We start from the raw sequence: 14,879 nt of genomic DNA, 5'->3' as shown, positions 1-14,879 counted from the left end.
TTTGCCCTGGCCTCAATCCCCGCCCAGCAGCTTTTCCACGTCCTCGCAACTGAGCGGCTTGTTGAAGAGATAGCCCTGCACGAAGTCGCACTGCATGGTCTTGAGCAGCTCGAACTGCGGGACGGTCTCCACGCCCTCGGCCACCAGGCTGAGCCGCAGGCTGTGGCCCAGGGCGATGATCGCGCGCACGATCTCCTGGCTTTCCTGGTCCTCGGCCATGCGGTCCACAAAGGCGCGGTCCACCTTGAGGATGTCCACGGGAAAGCGCTGGAGGTAGGCCAGGGAGGAATATCCGGTGCCGAAGTCGTCCACGGAGAGCCGCAGGCCCAGCTCCTTGAGCATGTTCAGGCGTTGCAGGGCCTGCTCCGGGTTGTCCATGATGGCGGTTTCCGTGACCTCCAGGGTCAGGAGCTGCGGATCGAGCATGGAGTCGCGCAGGATCTGGGCCACGTTGTGCACCAGCTTGGGCTGGGAGAGCTGGCGCCGGGAGAGGTTCACGGAAAGGGATAGGCGGCGGTCCGTCTTGCGCCGGTTCCAGCGCGCCAGGACTTCGCAGGCCGTTTCCAGCACCCAGATGCCCAGCTCGATGATCAGGCCGGATTCCTCGGCCACGGGGATGAAGTCGTTGGGGGCGATGATGCCGCGTTCGGGATGGTTCCAGCGCACCAGGGCCTCGAATCCGTACAGGCCGCCCTGGATGTCGTGGATGGGCTGGTACATGACGAAGAATTCCCGCTCCGGAATGGCACGGCGCAGCTCGTTTTCCATCTGCACGGCCTTGACCGCGCGCATGTGCATGGTCTTGTCGAAGATCTTGTAGCGGTTCTTGCCGAGATCCTTGGCGCGGTACATGCTGATGTCCGCATCGCGCAGCACGTCTTCGGGCTGTTCGTAGCCCTCGGTCCGCAGCACGAGGCCGATGCTCGCGCTGAGCACGACCTCCCCTCCGCCCACCAGGAAGGGCTTGCGGAGTTCCTCCTGGATGCGCCGGGTGATCTGAATTGCCTCCTGGGAGGCCTGGAACTCTTCCAGGATGATGGCGAATTCGTCGCCGCCCAGCCGGGCCACGGTGTCCATGCTCCGCACGCAGTCGGCCAGCCTTCTGCCGACCTCGATGAGCAGGCGGTCCCCGGCCACGTGTCCCAGGCTGTCGTTGACGCGCTTGAAGCGGTCGAGGTCCACGAGCAGGACGGAGTAGGCCGAACCTGCCCGGTCGCAGCGTTTGATGGCCCGGTCCAGCCGCTCGATGAACAGGGTGCGGTTGGGCAGCCCGGTGAGCGCGTCGTGCAGGGCCTGATGCGTGAGCTGCTCTTCGTATTCCTTGCGCGCGGTGATGTCCTCGAAGGTGCCTTCCAGGTACAGCGGCTCTCCCTTTTCGTCGCGCACGAGCCGGATGTTCAGCGAAACCCAGATCATGCTGCCGTCGCGGCGCTTGGCCTGGCCCTCGTGGGCCACGATGGTCTCGCCGCCGCGCAGCCGTTGCAGCAGTCGGTCCCTGTTTTCCGGCAGGGCGTAGAGATCCCGGATGTTCACGTCGCGGAGCAGCTCTTCCACGCTGCCGTAGCCGAAGATGCGGGCGAAGCTGGGGTTGGCGTTGAGCATTCGCCCGTCCAGGCTGCTCTGGAAGATGCCTTCCGACGCGTTCTCGAAGATGGATCGATATTTCTCCTCGCTGGCCACGAGCGCCTCTTCGGCCTGCTTGCGCTGGATGGCCAGGGCCACGTTGTCCGCCACCATGCCCATGAACAGCTCGTCCTCGGCGGAAAACGGAGCGAGGTCATCGTAGCGCTGCACGGCCATGACCCCGATGCTCTCCTCGCGGATGGTCAGGGGGACGCCGAGCCAGTCCGTGGGCATGCTGCCGAAGAGGCGCATCTCGCCGGAGTCGAGCCTGTTTCTGATTTCGTCGCCCGTTAGGTGCAGCGGCTTGCCCGTGCGCAGGATCGACAGGGTGGGGCTGCGCATGTCCGGGGAGCTGATGCCTTCGATGCTCAGCGCCGTGTCGCGCTCGTCGCTGAAGAAGGGAAAGACCAGCCTGTCGTGCTCGCGGTCGACCAGGGCGATGAAGAAGTTGGGCGCGTTGATGAATTCGCGGAGCACCGCGTGAATGGTTTGGAAGAGGCTGTCGAGGTCGGAATTGGCGCTGGCCTCGCTGGAAATGCGGTAGAGGGCGGTGGTGAGCCGCTCGCTGCGCCTGCGCAGCGTCGTGTCCCGGATGCTTTCGATGCCTCCGCTGCGTCGGGCCTGCCTGTCGTAGAGCGGCGAGGCCGTGGCCCGCACGTAGGCGCCCCGGCCGCCGTGGAGCTTCGGCACGAACGTCTCGCCCACGACGGTCTCTCCCTGCTGTTCCAGGGTGTCGTAGTCCGCCTCGTTTCCGCCGAAGTCGCGGGTGACCCGCGCGATGAGTCCCGGCCTGCGCTCCCCGTAGAAGGGCAGGGCGTACTCGTGGTCGCCCTTGCCGATCATGTCGGCCTTGCACACGCCGGTCATGATCTCGATGGCCTTGTTCCAGGCGATGACCTTGCCGTCGGCGTCCACGGCGAAGGTCGCGTCGGGCAGGAATTCGATGATGTCCTGAAGCTGCTGTCGGGAGTCCTCCAGGCGCAGCTCCGCGAGCTTGCGCGCCGTGATGTTGCGCAGGATGACGAGGGTGACGTCTTCCACGAGGTGCAGCAGCCGGGCCTCGTAGTGCAGCTCCCGGCCGTCGAGCTCGACGGTGTATTCCACGTGGCGCACGTTGCGGTCGGAGCGGAACTGCGCGAAAATCTCCGCGCACTTCTCCTGGCCGCAGGTGATGGGCAGCTCCCATATCCTGCATCCCCGAACCAGGCTGGGAACGAGCGTGACCACGTCGTCCGCGCCGCCCCGGCAGTCCAGCACGGTTCCTGCCGCGTCCACCCAGAGAAAGGTGTCGGGAAAGGCTTGGAAGACGGCGCGCATCTCCGCGTTGCGCCGCACCAGTTCCTCGGAGCTGAGTTCCAGGGAGCGGTGCAGCATTTCGAGGTCGTCGTCGTATTGACCGTAGGCGCGGTCCACCAGGGCGAGCAGCGGATCAACGGATTCGGGGATTTCGGCTGGGCTGGCGAAAGCCTTTCGGATCTGGCGCAGGAGCAGTCGATGCATGCAGTCTCCCGGAGTTCAGCGCTCGCAGATGGCCGTGATGGTCATGGTCTGGTTGTGCAGTTCGCATGTCCCGTCCGGCCGACCGGGGGCCAGTTCGCCGTAGGAATAGAAGCCCGTCAGCGGGGTGTCCGCGCCCACGACGTCGGCCACGCTTTCCACTTCCTCCTCCACCATCTGCTTGAGAATCAATTTTCTGCCGACGCAGCTGATCAGGAGGGCAAGGTCGGGCTCGGTGCCCGGGCCGAGGCGCTCGCGCAGCGGGGTCATGGCCAGCTGGGCCGCGTCCGTGGCCCCGTCCACCAGCCGGTCGAAGTTCGCCTTCATGAGCTGGGCGTATGCGCCCACGGGCACGTCTCCGGCAAAGGTCATGCTTTGGCGTTCCCTGTCGATGGAGAGGATGGTGCGCACCAGGCTTTCCTCGCGTCCCTCCTGGCGGATGCTCAGGGGGAAGAGCAGCCCTGTGGCGGGCAGCCCCGCAGCCTGCTTGCCGAGATATTTTTCGTAGAGCGCAAGGGCGCTCTCGCCGTCCATCTCGTAGAGGACGTTTCCGGACGAGGAGGTGATCAGCCGTTCCGGGCCGAACACGTCCCAGCCTCCCTTCGATCCGCAGCCCACGTGCAGCGCGTCGCCGTAAAGGCCCAGCCCGACCACGCAGTTGTCGCAGATTTCGCCGTCCCAGAGCACGAACGTCCGGGAAAAGCGGTCGCCGTCCCCGGCGAGCCCGCCGCTGACGGACGCGCCTTCGGGCAGCCCGGCGATGACGCCCCGCGCAAGCTCGCTGCCGTTGACGCCGAGTCCGCTGGAAAAGATCAGGGTGTGGCGCAGGCCTTGGCGGGGCAGCCGGTCGGCCAGCGCGCGGCCCGCCTCGCGGCTTTGGGCGGGATTCTCGATGGCCACCCTGGCGCCGGTGGCCTTGGCGAAGTCGAAGCCAACGAGGGTGACGCTCAGGGAGTCGTCCAGGACATGGTCCTGGTGGATTTCTCCGGCCGTGGAACAGCCGGTGATGATTGCGCCGGGAAAGCTGCTGCGCAGCGCTGCAAGCGGCTCGGAAAGGGCGTCCGCGTCCGCGGACCAGAAGCAGAGCAGCAGGTCCCAATCGATTCCGAGCGTGTCCGGCTGCTGCGGATTCCATCCGTCCTGTTCGTTCCAGTGCAGTTGCTTGACCCGCATCGCTTGCGTCTCCTGAATATGAGTCTTGTCACCTTTATGGCAGAAGCAGGGACAAGGTACAACGCTCTGTCCGCAAAATGTCCGAATCTCGTTCCAAAGGATTAGACGTTGCTCCCGGACGCAAAGCAATCTATAGCATGGCGAATGAAACGTTTCGCAACGCCCGTCCTGATCCAGGCCCTGACCCTGGCGCTGCTGCTTCTGGCGGCTCCTGCCCAGGCCATCGAATTCACCGTCTCCGCATCTTCGGAATTCATGCCCCTGTTCGGATCCTTCGGGCCGGAAAACCTGCTCGACGGCGACCCGGCCACGGCCTGGGCCGAGGGGGTGGAAGGTCCGGGCGAGGGCGAATGGGTGCTGTTCGAGTTCGGGCGCGAGCTGCTTGTCGAGCGCATGGGCGTGCGAAACGGCTGGCAGAGCGAGGGCTCCTTCGAGACCAACAACCGCCCCGCGTCCGTTCGGCTCGTCTTTTCGGACGGCACGGAGCAGCGCGTCTCCCTGGACGAGAGCGCGGACTGGCAGATGGTCGAGGTGGACAAGCGCACCGCCAGCGTGCGCATGGTCATCGACGCCGTGCGCAAGGGCACGAGCGAGCTGACCTACAACCGCACCTGCGTTTCGGATGTGTCCTTCGAGCTGGCGTTGCCGCCCGGAGCCGCCGGGCTCGCGGCAGGCCCCGCGCCCGAAGGGGACGCGCCTTCGCCGTCCGGGACCGCCCCTGCCGGAGAGATTTCTCCTGAAACGTCAGGGACGGCCGAAGTTCCGGCAACGCCCCGAAAGAAGGTCGGCCTGGCCGATTTGTTCGCGGGCGAGAAAATGCCCGTCCTGCCTGGCGTGGACGTGGATGCCATGGGTTCGGCTTCCCGGCCTGCGGCCCCGGCCGCATCGGCGCGGCAGGAATCCCCGGCTTCCGCGGCCCCGAAAGCCGAGACCCCGACAGCCGATGCTGCGACAGCCGAGGCACCGACGCCCGGCCCCGAGGCAAAGACCGGAGAAGCGACCCCCGAGCCCAAGGCCACGAAAAAGCATCGGTTCAGCATCGGCGATCTGTTCGGCTCCCTGGACCGTCCGGTCCTGCCGCCCGTGGACATGCGGGCCATGAGCGGGGGGGACCGCGCGCCGTCCGAGGCCGAGCCGCCCGCGCCTGCGCCGTCCGCTTCTCCGCAGCAGGCCGCGGACGCCGCGCCGACGGATGCCGCCGCTGCCGAGGACGAAGCGCACCGCGAGGCCCTGGACGAACTGCCCCGCGTGGACGTCGAGGTCATGGCGGGCGAGCGCAAGGACAAGGGCGGGCAGGTGGCCGGGATCAAGGACCAGGAGGCCCTGCGCGAAGCGATCCGGGCGTATTTCACCAAGCTGGTGACCCTGGACGACGGCTACACGGAGCTGTACGCCGAGCATGTGCGCGAGGAAGAGGCCTTCATGTTCGAATATTTCAAGGAACTCCAGCGCCAGCGCCATGTTTTCCACCTCTTCCGCAACGCTCTCGTGGACACGGCGGGACTGCGCTTCGGCCCGGCCCTGTCGGAGCGCGACCGCATCAAGCTGGAAGTGGACGGCAGCTACACGATCTACGTGGGCGAGACCTACGAGGACATGTCCGTGCACACGATCTTCACCTTTGTGAGCGAACACGGGAAATGGCGAATCCTGGCCGCCGAAGATCTCGAAGCGCCCGCCGGGAACTGAACTTCCGCCGGGAACGTGAAACAGCCCCCGCATCCGATCGGACGCGGGGGCTGTTCGTTTTCTCGCGGGGCGGGCTAGCCTTCGAATTCGATCTTGACCTTGCCGGGCACATAGCCCTTGAGCTCGCCGAGCATGCCCTTGAGACCGGAGGCGAGAATGCGGGCCACGAAATGGTTCAGGGCCAGTTCCGCGCCGTTGACGCTCACGCTGATCCCGGAATCCCCGGTGGTCACGCATTCGTGCACCGTGGCGGTGCCGGCCACGATGTCGCGGGCCAGGGCGCGGCAGCCCTTGCGGCCGCAACCGCCGCAGCTCAGGCCGGGCAGCAGGAAGCCCTTTTCCATGACCAGATCGGCCAGGGCGTTGATGTCCTTGATCAGCGGCTTGTCCGCGATGGTCGCCCCGCCGAAGGTGCCCAGGGCCAGGGCCGGGTCCAGGGCCTCGCCCTCGAAATCGTCGAGCACCGCGTCCTCGCGGCCCACGATGATCCGGGGCATGTAGCCCAGGCTCTTGCCGCCCTCGACCACGAGCACGTCCGCCTCCAGCAGGGGCAGCATGCGCAGCAGCCCGCGCTCGCCCGGCCAGGACACGAAGCTTTCCTTTTCGGAAAGCCCCAGCACGGTGTCGGCAACGGCCTTGTACTGGCGCGTGTCCGCGTGCTCCGGCTCGTCGAAGCCGCAGCTGGAAAACTTCGCGGCGGCCACGTTCAGCCCGCGCGCCTTGAGCGTGGCGACCAGGGCCACGCCCACGGTGGTCTTGCCGGAATTCTTGTAGCCTACGAGAGAAATCGCCTTCATGCCACGTACCCTCCCGGCAGCGGGGAAACTCCGGTGCAGGTCGGTCCTTCGCACGGGGACTCGCCGCCGCCTTCCCGCAGGATGGCCGTGCCGATGCCTTCGTCCGTGAACAGCTCCAGAAGCACCGCGTTTTCCAGTCTGCCGTCGATGATGTGCGCCTTTTCCACTCCGGCCGTAACGGCCTCCAGGCAGGCGTGCAGTTTGGGAATCATGCCGCCCGTGGCCACGCCCGATTCGATGGCCTCGAAGGCTTCGGGCACGGTCAGGGACTGGATCAGTTCGCCGTCCTTGTCCAGCAGGCCCTCCACGTCCGTGAGCAGGTGCAGGCGCTTGGCCCCCACCGCGGACGCGACGGCCGAGGCCACGGAGTCGGCGTTGATGTTGTATGTTTCGCCCTGGCCGTCCACGCCCACGGGCGCGATGACCGGGATGATGTCCTGCTCGAGCAGGGAATTGAGCAGGTCCACGTTCACGGCGGTGACCTGTCCGACCTTGCCCAGGTCGATCAGCTCCGGAGTGGCGTGCTCCTTGGCCACGGCCAGCTCCTTCTTCTCCGCGCGGATCAGCCAGCCGTCCTTGCCGGAGAGGCCCAGGGCCTTGCCGCCGTTGAGGTTGATCAGGTTGACGATCTGCTTGTTGACCTTGCCCACGAGAACCATCTCGACCACGTCCATGGTGGCCTCGTCCGTGACGCGGTGTCCTTCCCGGAAGGTGGTGGGGATGTTCAGGGCCTTGAGCATCTGGCCGATCTGCGGCCCGCCGCCGTGCACGATCACGGGGTTGATGCCGATGTACTTGAGCAGGATCACGTTCAGGGCGAAGCTCTTTTTGAGCTGCTCGTCCACCATGGCGTGCCCGCCGTACTTGATCACGATGGTTTTCTTGAAGAATTTCCGAATGTAGGGCAGGGCCTCCATGATCAGGCGGGCCTGCACGGAGTCGCGCTTCTTGTCCCTGGGAATGCGTTTCTTCATCGCTGCTCCTTGATCGAGGTGGCGGGATATTCCCTTTTCAGGGCGCGGCTGTCAATGCTTGGCGAAACAGGCGGCGTTCCGTCCGGCGGGGTGCTGCCGCGCCCTTGGGTCAAATCGGGCGGGCCGTTGACCGCAAGGCCTGTTTCGGTCAAGAATCCGGGCATGAAGATGCAAAAATGGAGCTTCGGGCGGCAGGAGTTGGCAGGAAGTCTGGGCGACCTGGGCACGCTGCTGCCCCTGGCCGTGGCCATGGTCATGGTCAACGGACTCGATCCCGTGGGGCTGTTCGTTTCCGCCGGGCTGCTCTACGTGCTCGGCGGCCTGTATTACGGCGCGCCCATCGCGGTGCAGCCCATGAAGGTCATCGGCGCGTACGCCGTGGCCACGGCGGCCACAGCCGGGCAGGTCACGGCGGCGGGGTGGATCATGTCCGGGCTATTGCTGCTGCTCGGCCTGACAAGGCTCGTGGATGTGGTGGCGCGGGTCGTGCCCCGTTCCGTGGTGCGCGGGGTGCAGCTTTCCACGGGCCTGCTGCTGATGTCCAAGGGCGTGGCCTTCATGGCCGGGACGTCTTCGTTTCAGGCTGCGCGCGGCCTGGGGGAACCCTGGCTGGCGGTCCAGGGCCTGCCGCTGCCCGGCCTGGGAGAGATTCCCATCGGCCTCGTCATCGGTCCGGCCCTGCTGGCGCTGACCTTGGTTTTCCTGGACAGCCGGCGCTTTCCCGCCGGGATGCTGGTGGTCGTGGCCGGATTCGGACTGGGGCTGGCCCTGGGCGGCTGGCGCGGCCTTTCCGGCGTCGCGCCCGGACTGCACCTGCCCGCGCTGCTGCCCTTCGGCCCGCCCACCTGGGCGGACCTGCTCTGGGCGCTGCCCGTCCTGGCGCTGCCGCAACTGCCCATGACCCTGGGCAACGCGGTCATCGCCAACCGCGACCTCTCCCACGAGCTGTATCCCGAAAGCCGCACGAGGGTCACGGACCGCGCCTTGTGCGTGAGCATGGGGCTGGCCAACGCGGTTTCGGCCTGTCTCGGCGGAATGCCGCTCTGCCACGGCGCGGGCGGGCTGGCCGCGCACTATCGTTTCGGCGCGCGCACCAACGGTTCGAATCTCTTCATCGGCGGCGTGCTCATGCTCCTGGCGCTGCTCTTCGGCACGGGCGTGCTGCCCCTGGTGCGCCTGCTGCCGCTGTGCGCGCTGGGCGTGCTGCTGTTTTTCGCCGGAGGGCAGTTGGCCTTGACGGTCATGGACCTGAAGGAGCGCGACGGGTTGTTCGTGGCCCTGGCCGTGGCGGCGGTGGCCCTGGGGTCCAACCTGGCCTGGGGCTTCGGCGCGGGCATCTGCCTCGGCTGGGTGGTGCGGCGTTCCGGGGCGCGGCTCTGAGCGGGCCTGCGGCCGTCCGGCAAGACCGCGTTATCGAAGGCTATTCGGAAAGGTCCGCGCAGGCCCAGACCGAGAAGGGCTCCGGGCCGGGCTTGTAGCCGACGCCCACAGCCCCCTTGTGCAGGTAGAGGCACATGGCCCAGTCCGTCTCGTAGGAGGAGGTCGTCGAAGACCAGTAGGCTTCCTGCCAGTCCGCGAAGGGATGCGCTTCGGGCAGGGCGGGGTCGTGGCGGGAGGCATCCACCAGGGATTCCAGCTCGCGGATGGTGGGCAGCCGCCAGGAGTCCAGGCCGAGGTGCCCCTCGCGGTTCAGCCCGGCCACCCTTGCCAGGGCCTCGGTCCAGAGGCAGGGGCCGTCCAGGTTCGCGGCCGGGGTCCAGGCAAGCCCGCTGAGCCGGTCCCGCACGGCGCCGTTTTCCAGCATCACGAAACGCGGTTCGGGCCAGGGCGCGCCCGTGGCGGGCTCGTCGTCGCGGCCCGTGGCCGGCAGCGCCGCGCTTTCGCCGCGCACCGGCCAGACCATGGCGTAGCTGTCCGCGCGATGGTAGAACATCCTCCCCCCGGAGAGCTGCACGTACCAGAAATATTCCGTGTTCCGCGCGGATCGGGTGCTGGTCCAGCAGGCCAGGGAAGGCACGTTTTCAAAGGGGTGCCCTTCGGGCAGGGCGGGATTGGCCCGGTCGAAGTCGAGCAGGCTGAAGAGTTCGCGGCGGTTGGGCAGACGCCAGCGGCGTTCCGGGGGCGCACTCGTGTCCGCATCGGCGGCGTTCATCCCCTCGCAGGCCTGCCGGGCCTCTTCCCAGGTCAGGGGAAACTCGAAGGGCGCGGCGTTGCGGCTCCATTCCAGTCCGGTGAGGCGGTCCAGAACCGCTCCGGGGCCGTCCGTCTCCTGCGAAAGCGGCTCGAAGCGCGGCTTTGGCCAGGGCGCGCCGGAGCGTTGTTCGGCGTCCTGCCCGCTGCCGGAGCAGGGAACCTCCGCTCCGTCCGCGCCGAAACAGCGCATCTGTCCGGTGCCGAGAGGCCGGATCATGCCGATCCTCCGTAGCCCTCCGCGCGTTCCCCGGCCTTGCCGACCAGGGGCAGCAGCAGGAACATGCAAAGGGCGCAGACCGTCCCTGCCCAGTAGACCGCGTGCAGCCCGAAGGCGGCGTACAGCCCGCCCATGAGCAGCGGGGCGATGGTCTGGCTGAGACGCAGGATCATGCCGTTGGCGGCCATGAACACCGCGCGCTGGCCGCCCGGGGCAAGCCCGCTGATGGTGGCCATGAGCGTGGGCACGTTCAGCCCCTGGCCCAGGCCGAAGCTGAGCACGGGCAGGATGACCCACCATTCGCCCGGCATCATGGGGATGGTCAGCATGGACGCGGCGTAGAAGAAAAAGGCCGAGCCGAGCAGGGTGCGGGGCCGGAAGCGGCTGGCCAGGTGGCCGAGCCGCCACGAGGCCAGGGCCGTGACCAGCGAGGCCATGGAGATGATCAGCCCGATGCGCGGCGCGGACGTGCCGAAGCGGTGGTCCAGGAGCAGCGGCAGATAGGTGATGATCGGGCCGTAGAGCACGATGAAGGTCAGCAGGGTGATGCAGAAGAGCGCCAGGGCCTCGGGGCGGCGCAGTCCCCTGGCCGCGTCGCGCAGGTAGGCGCCGAGCCCGGCCTCGTCCTTCGGTTCGGGAGCGTGCAGCTTCAGGATCACCAGCGCGCCCAGGGGCAGGGCCAGCACGGGCAGGATGAAGGGCCAGTTCCAGCCGAGCAGGGCCAGCAGGCCGCCGATGGCCGGGAAGGCCGCCGTGCCCGCGGCGAGCACGCTGCCGTTGTAGCCCATGGCCGTGAGCCGCTCGCGGTCCTCGTAGAGATCCCCGATGATGGTCAGGTTGATCATGCCCAGCGGGCCGGCGCCCATGCCCTGAAGGAAGCGGAGAACCAGCAGGGTGTGCAGGTCGCGGGCGAAGAAGCAGGCCGCGCCGAAAAAGCCGAAGACGAAGAGCGACGGCACGAGCACTTTTTTCCGCCCCAGGCGGTCGCCGAGAATGCCCGTGACCGGGGCCATGAGCACTCCGGGCAGGGTGAAGGCGGTGATCACGAGGCCGACGTTGGCGCGGGTCAGTCCCTGAATGTTGCGGATCATGTCCGGCAGGACCGGCACCACGCTGGAGACGCTGACGATGGCCATGAGCGTGACGCAGAAGACGATCTGGAGATTCGTGTCGAGGTAGAGCTTGCGCAAGTTCGTCGCCTTTGGGGAGCTTCTCGGAAGAATTCCGGCCTGGCGGAAGTTCTTCCGGCGGGCGGTCCTGGCCGGGCTGCAAAATGGCCGAGCCGGATCGTTTTTCACAGGAAACGACAAGGTAGCGAAAAGCAGGGCAAAAGGAAACGTGAAAAGTCGGACGCCGTTTCGGGCGGCTTCGGCGCGGTCCGGCTTACTTCCTGCGGACGCGGCGCAAGATGCTCTGGAGCGCGCTCATGTCCAGGGGCTTGGCGATGTGCTCGTTCATGCCCGCTTCCAGGAATCGCTTGCGGTCTCCCTCAAGGGCGTGTGCGGTGAGGGCCACGATGGGCACGTCCGGGTCGAGCACCTCGGAGGAGCTGCGGATGGCCCTTGCGGCGGTCACTCCGTCCATTTCGGGCATCTGGATGTCCATGAGCACCACGTCGTAGATTCTGCTGCGCAAGGCTTCCAGAACCTGCTTGCCGTTTTCCACCGCGTCCGCCGTGTGGCCGAGCCGCTCCAGGAAGCGCAGGACCGTGAGGCGGTTGACCTGCTCGTCCTCGGCGAGAAGCACGTGCATGGGCGTTTCTTCGTCGAGGGAGGGGCGGGTCAGGATGTCGCCGGGATGTTCCCGTGCGGGGGCGAAGCTCAGGCTGACGTGCACCGTGGTTCCTTCGCCCGGTTCGCTCTCGATGCAGGCCTGCCCGCGCATGGCCTTGACGAGGCGCTGCACGAGATGCAGGCCAAGGCCCGTTCCCTCGTGCCTGCGGGTGGAGGAGCCGTCCACCTGGGTGAAGATCTCCCAGACCTTGCCCAGGTGGCTCGCAGGAATGCCGATTCCGGTGTCCTCGACGATGAAGAGCACTCGCAGGCTGTCGGTTTCGGTCGCAGCAACGACCTGCACGTCCAGGCGCACCTCGCCTTCGCTGGTGAACTTCACGGCGTTGCCGAGGAGGTTGAAGAGGATCTGGCGCAGCCGTCCGGGGTCGCCCATGAGCGCGGGAGGAAGGTCCGGGGAGAGGGTCGCGCGCAGGGCGATGCCCTTGGCCTCGGCCTGGGGCCGAAAGACCTGGATCATGGTCTGGAGCAGGTCCGTCATGCAGAAGGCCTTTTCCCGCACCGTGATTTGTCCCGCCTCGATGGCCGAGAGGCTGAGCAGGTCTTCCAGGAGGGCCAGCAGGCCGGTGCCGGAGCGCAGCGCCACGTCCACGTAGCTCATGTTTTCTTCCGAGAGCCCGTTGTCCCGGAGAATCTGGAGCATGCCCAGCACCCCGTTCAGCGGCGTGCGGATCTCGTGGCTCATGTTGGCGAGAAATTCCGACTTGGCCTGGTTGGCAGCCTCGGCCGCCTCCTTGGCCGCGAGCACGTCGCGTTCGAACTGCTTGCGCTGCATGGCCAGGGCGAAGAACGTGGCCAGGCGTTCCACCGCGTCCAGGTCTTCCTGGGAGTATTCCCTCTCGGCGTTCGCCAGGGCGATGATGCCTGTGACGCGGGTGCCGGAAAGGGCCGGAACGCAGAGAAAGCGCCGCACGGGCTGGTGCCAGTCGGGAATTCCGCTGCGGCGGGAGTCCAGGGAAATGTTGTTGCTCATCAAGGGCTGGCCGTGCTTGATGACCCAGCCCCAGAGACCGCCGAAGTCATCGAAGAGCAGGGGCCTTGCGGGGTCGGGCCACATTTCCTGCGTGCCGGAAAGGGCCTTGATGGACATGCGCGCTCCGCCCTGTTCCAGGATGGCGGCGAAGCCGAGCGGGCTGTCGGTGATGCGGCTGGCCGCATCCAGGACGTGCCCGGAAATTTCGTCCAGGCTGATGGGCCGGAGCAGCCTGCCGGACAGTTCGGCCAGGGTGGAGTCCAGCTCCCGCTGGCGGCGAAGGGACGCCTCGGCCCGGCGGCGTTCGGTGATGTCGCGGGCCACGACCACGGCGTATTGCACGCCTCCGAAGGCGACGTTGCGCGCGGAGATTTCCACAGGGGTGATGTCTCCCCGCGTGGAATGGACCTCGGTTTCGGTGACGCGGGCGCGGTCGCCCTTTTCCGCGGCCAGGTTGTGGATCAGTTCCTTGATCTTCGGGTCCGGGAAGATTTCGAAAAAGGGCTTGGTCGGGATGTGGTCTTCGTCGCATCCGGCCATGTCGCAGACCATGCGGTTGAAGTCCACGATGAAGCCTTCGCGCAGGTCGAGCAGGAAGATGGCGTCGTTGCTCTGATCCAGGATGGCGCGGAAGCGCTGCAATTGTTGCAGGCGCGCCTGGAGTTCCGGGTAGTAGCTCTTGCGCACGGAGCTTTCGCCCAGTCCGATGAGCTTCTCGCGCAACGAGGTCGAGGACCGCTGGTTCGCCTCTTCGCCGTTTTCCGGTGTGTCAGAGCGCCTGCGCATAGATCTCCATGATTTCTTCCGTGGTCAGGGCGGACGGGTTCGTGGCCATGCAGGGATCGGCCAGGGCGAATTCCGCCAGGCCCCGCAGGTCTTCGCGGGTCACGCCCAGGGAGGAGAGGGTTTCCGTCACGCCGACGTCGGTCTTGAAGGAGCGCACCGCGTCGATGACCGCGTCGCGTTGTTCGGCCATGTTCATGCCGGGCATGATGTCCGCGCCCAGGGCCGCGCCCACGGCGGAATACCGCTCCGGCTCGGCCTCGAAGTTGTGCGCGATGACGTGGTCCAGCAGGATGGCGTTGCACTTGCCGTGCGGCAGGTCGAGCAGGCCGCCCAGGCTGTGGGAAAGGGCGTGCACCGCGCCGAGAATGGCGTTGGAGAAGGCCAGCCCCGCATACAGGCTGCCGAGCAGCATTCCGCCTCGGGCTTCCATGTTCAGAGGATCGTCGATGGCCCGTGCCAGATGGGTTTTGACGAAGCGGACCGCCTCCAGCGCGAAGAGGTCCGTCACCGGGGAGGAGGCGTTGGACACGTACGCCTCGATGGCGTGGGTGAGCGCGTCCAGCCCCGTGTTCGCGGTCAGCTCCTTGCTCATGGTCGAGGTCAGTTCCGGATCGAGCAGGGACGCGTCCGGGACCACGGCCTTGCTGACGATGGCGATCTTCACCTTGCGCGCGGAGTCAAGAATGATGGCGAACTGGGAAACGTCCGCGGAGCTGCCCGAAGTGGTCGGCAGGCAGATCAGGGGCGGGCCGGGACGGCCCACGTTGTCCACGCCCTCGAATTCCAGCACGTGGCGGTCGTTGGTCACGACGATGCCGATGCCCTTGGCGCAGTCCATGGGGCTGCCTCCGCCCACGGCGACGATGGCGTTGCAGTCGTTGCGCCTGTAGATCTCTGCTCCGGCCATGGATTCGCTGTCGCGGGGATTGGGGGAGACGTCGGAGAACATGGTCACCTTGTGGCCGTGCTCGCGCAGGGAGGCCGCTGCCGCGTCCGCCCAGCCGGCTTCGATGACCCCCGGGTCCGTGACCAGCAAAACCCGCTCCGCGCCGAGGTTGCGCGCGTATCTGCCCACCAGGGCGGCGGCCCCTTCGCCGAAGACGAATTCCGGAGCCACGAACTTGCGGAGTTCAAGAAGACTCTTGATTGCCATGACCGTTCTCCCGG

Annotated in this window: 10 protein-coding genes; 2 read left to right on the top strand and 8 right to left on the bottom strand. The window is 66.9% G+C overall.

Annotation, left to right across the window (positions count from 1 at the left end):
* Positions 1–12 precede the first annotated feature (12 nt).
* Both G452_RS20280 and G452_RS0100360 read right to left on the bottom strand, forming a co-directional pair.
* Complete coding sequence (locus tag G452_RS20280; RefSeq protein ID WP_051141952.1) at positions 13–3,123, bottom strand: EAL domain-containing protein; 3,111 nt, start codon at positions 3,121–3,123, stop codon at positions 13–15.
* A 15-nt stretch (positions 3,124–3,138) separates the two neighbouring features.
* On the bottom strand, positions 3,139–4,293 hold the full coding sequence (locus tag G452_RS0100360) for an FIST signal transduction protein (protein ID WP_022660277.1): 1,155 nt from the start codon (positions 4,291–4,293) through the stop codon (positions 3,139–3,141).
* 144 nt (positions 4,294–4,437) lie between these two features.
* Here G452_RS0100360 and G452_RS0100355 point away from each other — a divergent pair, with 144 nt between their 5' ends.
* Complete coding sequence (locus G452_RS0100355) at positions 4,438–5,982, top strand: NADase-type glycan-binding domain-containing protein (protein ID WP_022660276.1); 1,545 nt, start codon at positions 4,438–4,440, stop codon at positions 5,980–5,982.
* Between the two features lie 74 nt (positions 5,983–6,056).
* On the opposite strand, the gene G452_RS0100350 is transcribed toward G452_RS0100355, so the two are convergent.
* Positions 6,057–6,779, bottom strand: a complete 723-nt coding sequence (locus G452_RS0100350; RefSeq protein ID WP_022660275.1) for a molybdopterin-guanine dinucleotide biosynthesis protein MobB — start codon at positions 6,777–6,779, stop codon at positions 6,057–6,059.
* Positions 6,776–7,753 carry an acetylglutamate kinase gene (gene argB, locus G452_RS17405; protein WP_022660274.1) on the bottom strand — a complete coding sequence of 326 codons (978 nt, stop codon included), beginning with the start codon at positions 7,751–7,753 and terminating at the stop codon, positions 6,776–6,778. Before argB ends, G452_RS0100350 begins: the two co-directional genes overlap by 4 nt.
* Before the next feature lie 162 nt (positions 7,754–7,915).
* Here argB and G452_RS0100340 point away from each other — a divergent pair, with 162 nt between their 5' ends.
* Positions 7,916–9,133: a putative sulfate/molybdate transporter gene (locus G452_RS0100340; RefSeq protein ID WP_022660273.1), complete on the top strand. Its 1,218-nt coding sequence runs from the start codon at positions 7,916–7,918 to the stop codon at positions 9,131–9,133.
* A 40-nt stretch (positions 9,134–9,173) separates the two neighbouring features.
* On the opposite strand, the gene G452_RS0100335 is transcribed toward G452_RS0100340, so the two are convergent.
* The 4 genes from G452_RS0100335 to ercA form a co-directional block, all read right to left on the bottom strand.
* Positions 9,174–10,163, bottom strand: coding sequence for an Lcl C-terminal domain-containing protein (locus G452_RS0100335; protein WP_022660272.1), 990 nt, complete (start codon positions 10,161–10,163; stop codon positions 9,174–9,176).
* Positions 10,160–11,353, bottom strand: coding sequence for an MFS transporter (locus G452_RS0100330; RefSeq protein WP_022660271.1), 1,194 nt, complete (start codon positions 11,351–11,353; stop codon positions 10,160–10,162). The genes G452_RS0100335 and G452_RS0100330 overlap by 4 nt, the downstream gene beginning before the upstream one ends.
* A gap of 193 nt (positions 11,354–11,546) precedes the next feature.
* The gene (locus tag G452_RS17400) at positions 11,547–13,712 is read right to left on the bottom strand and encodes an ATP-binding protein (protein WP_022660270.1); all 2,166 of its coding nucleotides are present in this window, start codon (positions 13,710–13,712) and stop codon (positions 11,547–11,549) included.
* Complete coding sequence (ercA, locus tag G452_RS0100320; protein WP_022660269.1) at positions 13,696–14,865, bottom strand: alcohol dehydrogenase-like regulatory protein ErcA; 1,170 nt, start codon at positions 14,863–14,865, stop codon at positions 13,696–13,698. Before ercA ends, G452_RS17400 begins: the two co-directional genes overlap by 17 nt.
* Between the last annotated feature and the right edge of the window lie 14 nt (positions 14,866–14,879).

Origin of the sequence: Paucidesulfovibrio longus DSM 6739, from assembly GCF_000420485.1 — a bacterium.
Classification (GTDB): Bacteria; Desulfobacterota; Desulfovibrionia; order Desulfovibrionales; family Desulfovibrionaceae; genus Paucidesulfovibrio; species Paucidesulfovibrio longus.
Note: the sequence above shows the minus strand (reverse complement) of the source record. Positions and strands in the feature narration are given on the sequence as shown.

Coding starts and splice junctions, on each gene's coding strand:
- G452_RS20280 (WP_051141952.1), bottom strand. CDS start 3,123: ATGCATCGACTGCTCCTGCGCCAGATCCGAAAGGCTTTCGCCAGCCCA.
- G452_RS0100360 (WP_022660277.1), bottom strand. CDS start 4,293: ATGCGGGTCAAGCAACTGCACTGGAACGAACAGGACGGATGGAATCCG.
- G452_RS0100355 (WP_022660276.1), top strand. CDS start 4,438: ATGAAACGTTTCGCAACGCCCGTCCTGATCCAGGCCCTGACCCTGGCG.
- G452_RS0100350 (WP_022660275.1), bottom strand. CDS start 6,779: ATGAAGGCGATTTCTCTCGTAGGCTACAAGAATTCCGGCAAGACCACC.
- argB (WP_022660274.1), bottom strand. CDS start 7,753: ATGAAGAAACGCATTCCCAGGGACAAGAAGCGCGACTCCGTGCAGGCC.
- G452_RS0100340 (WP_022660273.1), top strand. CDS start 7,916: ATGAAGATGCAAAAATGGAGCTTCGGGCGGCAGGAGTTGGCAGGAAGT.
- G452_RS0100335 (WP_022660272.1), bottom strand. CDS start 10,163: ATGATCCGGCCTCTCGGCACCGGACAGATGCGCTGTTTCGGCGCGGAC.
- G452_RS17400 (WP_022660270.1), bottom strand. CDS start 13,712: ATGCGCAGGCGCTCTGACACACCGGAAAACGGCGAAGAGGCGAACCAG.
- ercA (WP_022660269.1), bottom strand. CDS start 14,865: ATGGCAATCAAGAGTCTTCTTGAACTCCGCAAGTTCGTGGCTCCGGAA.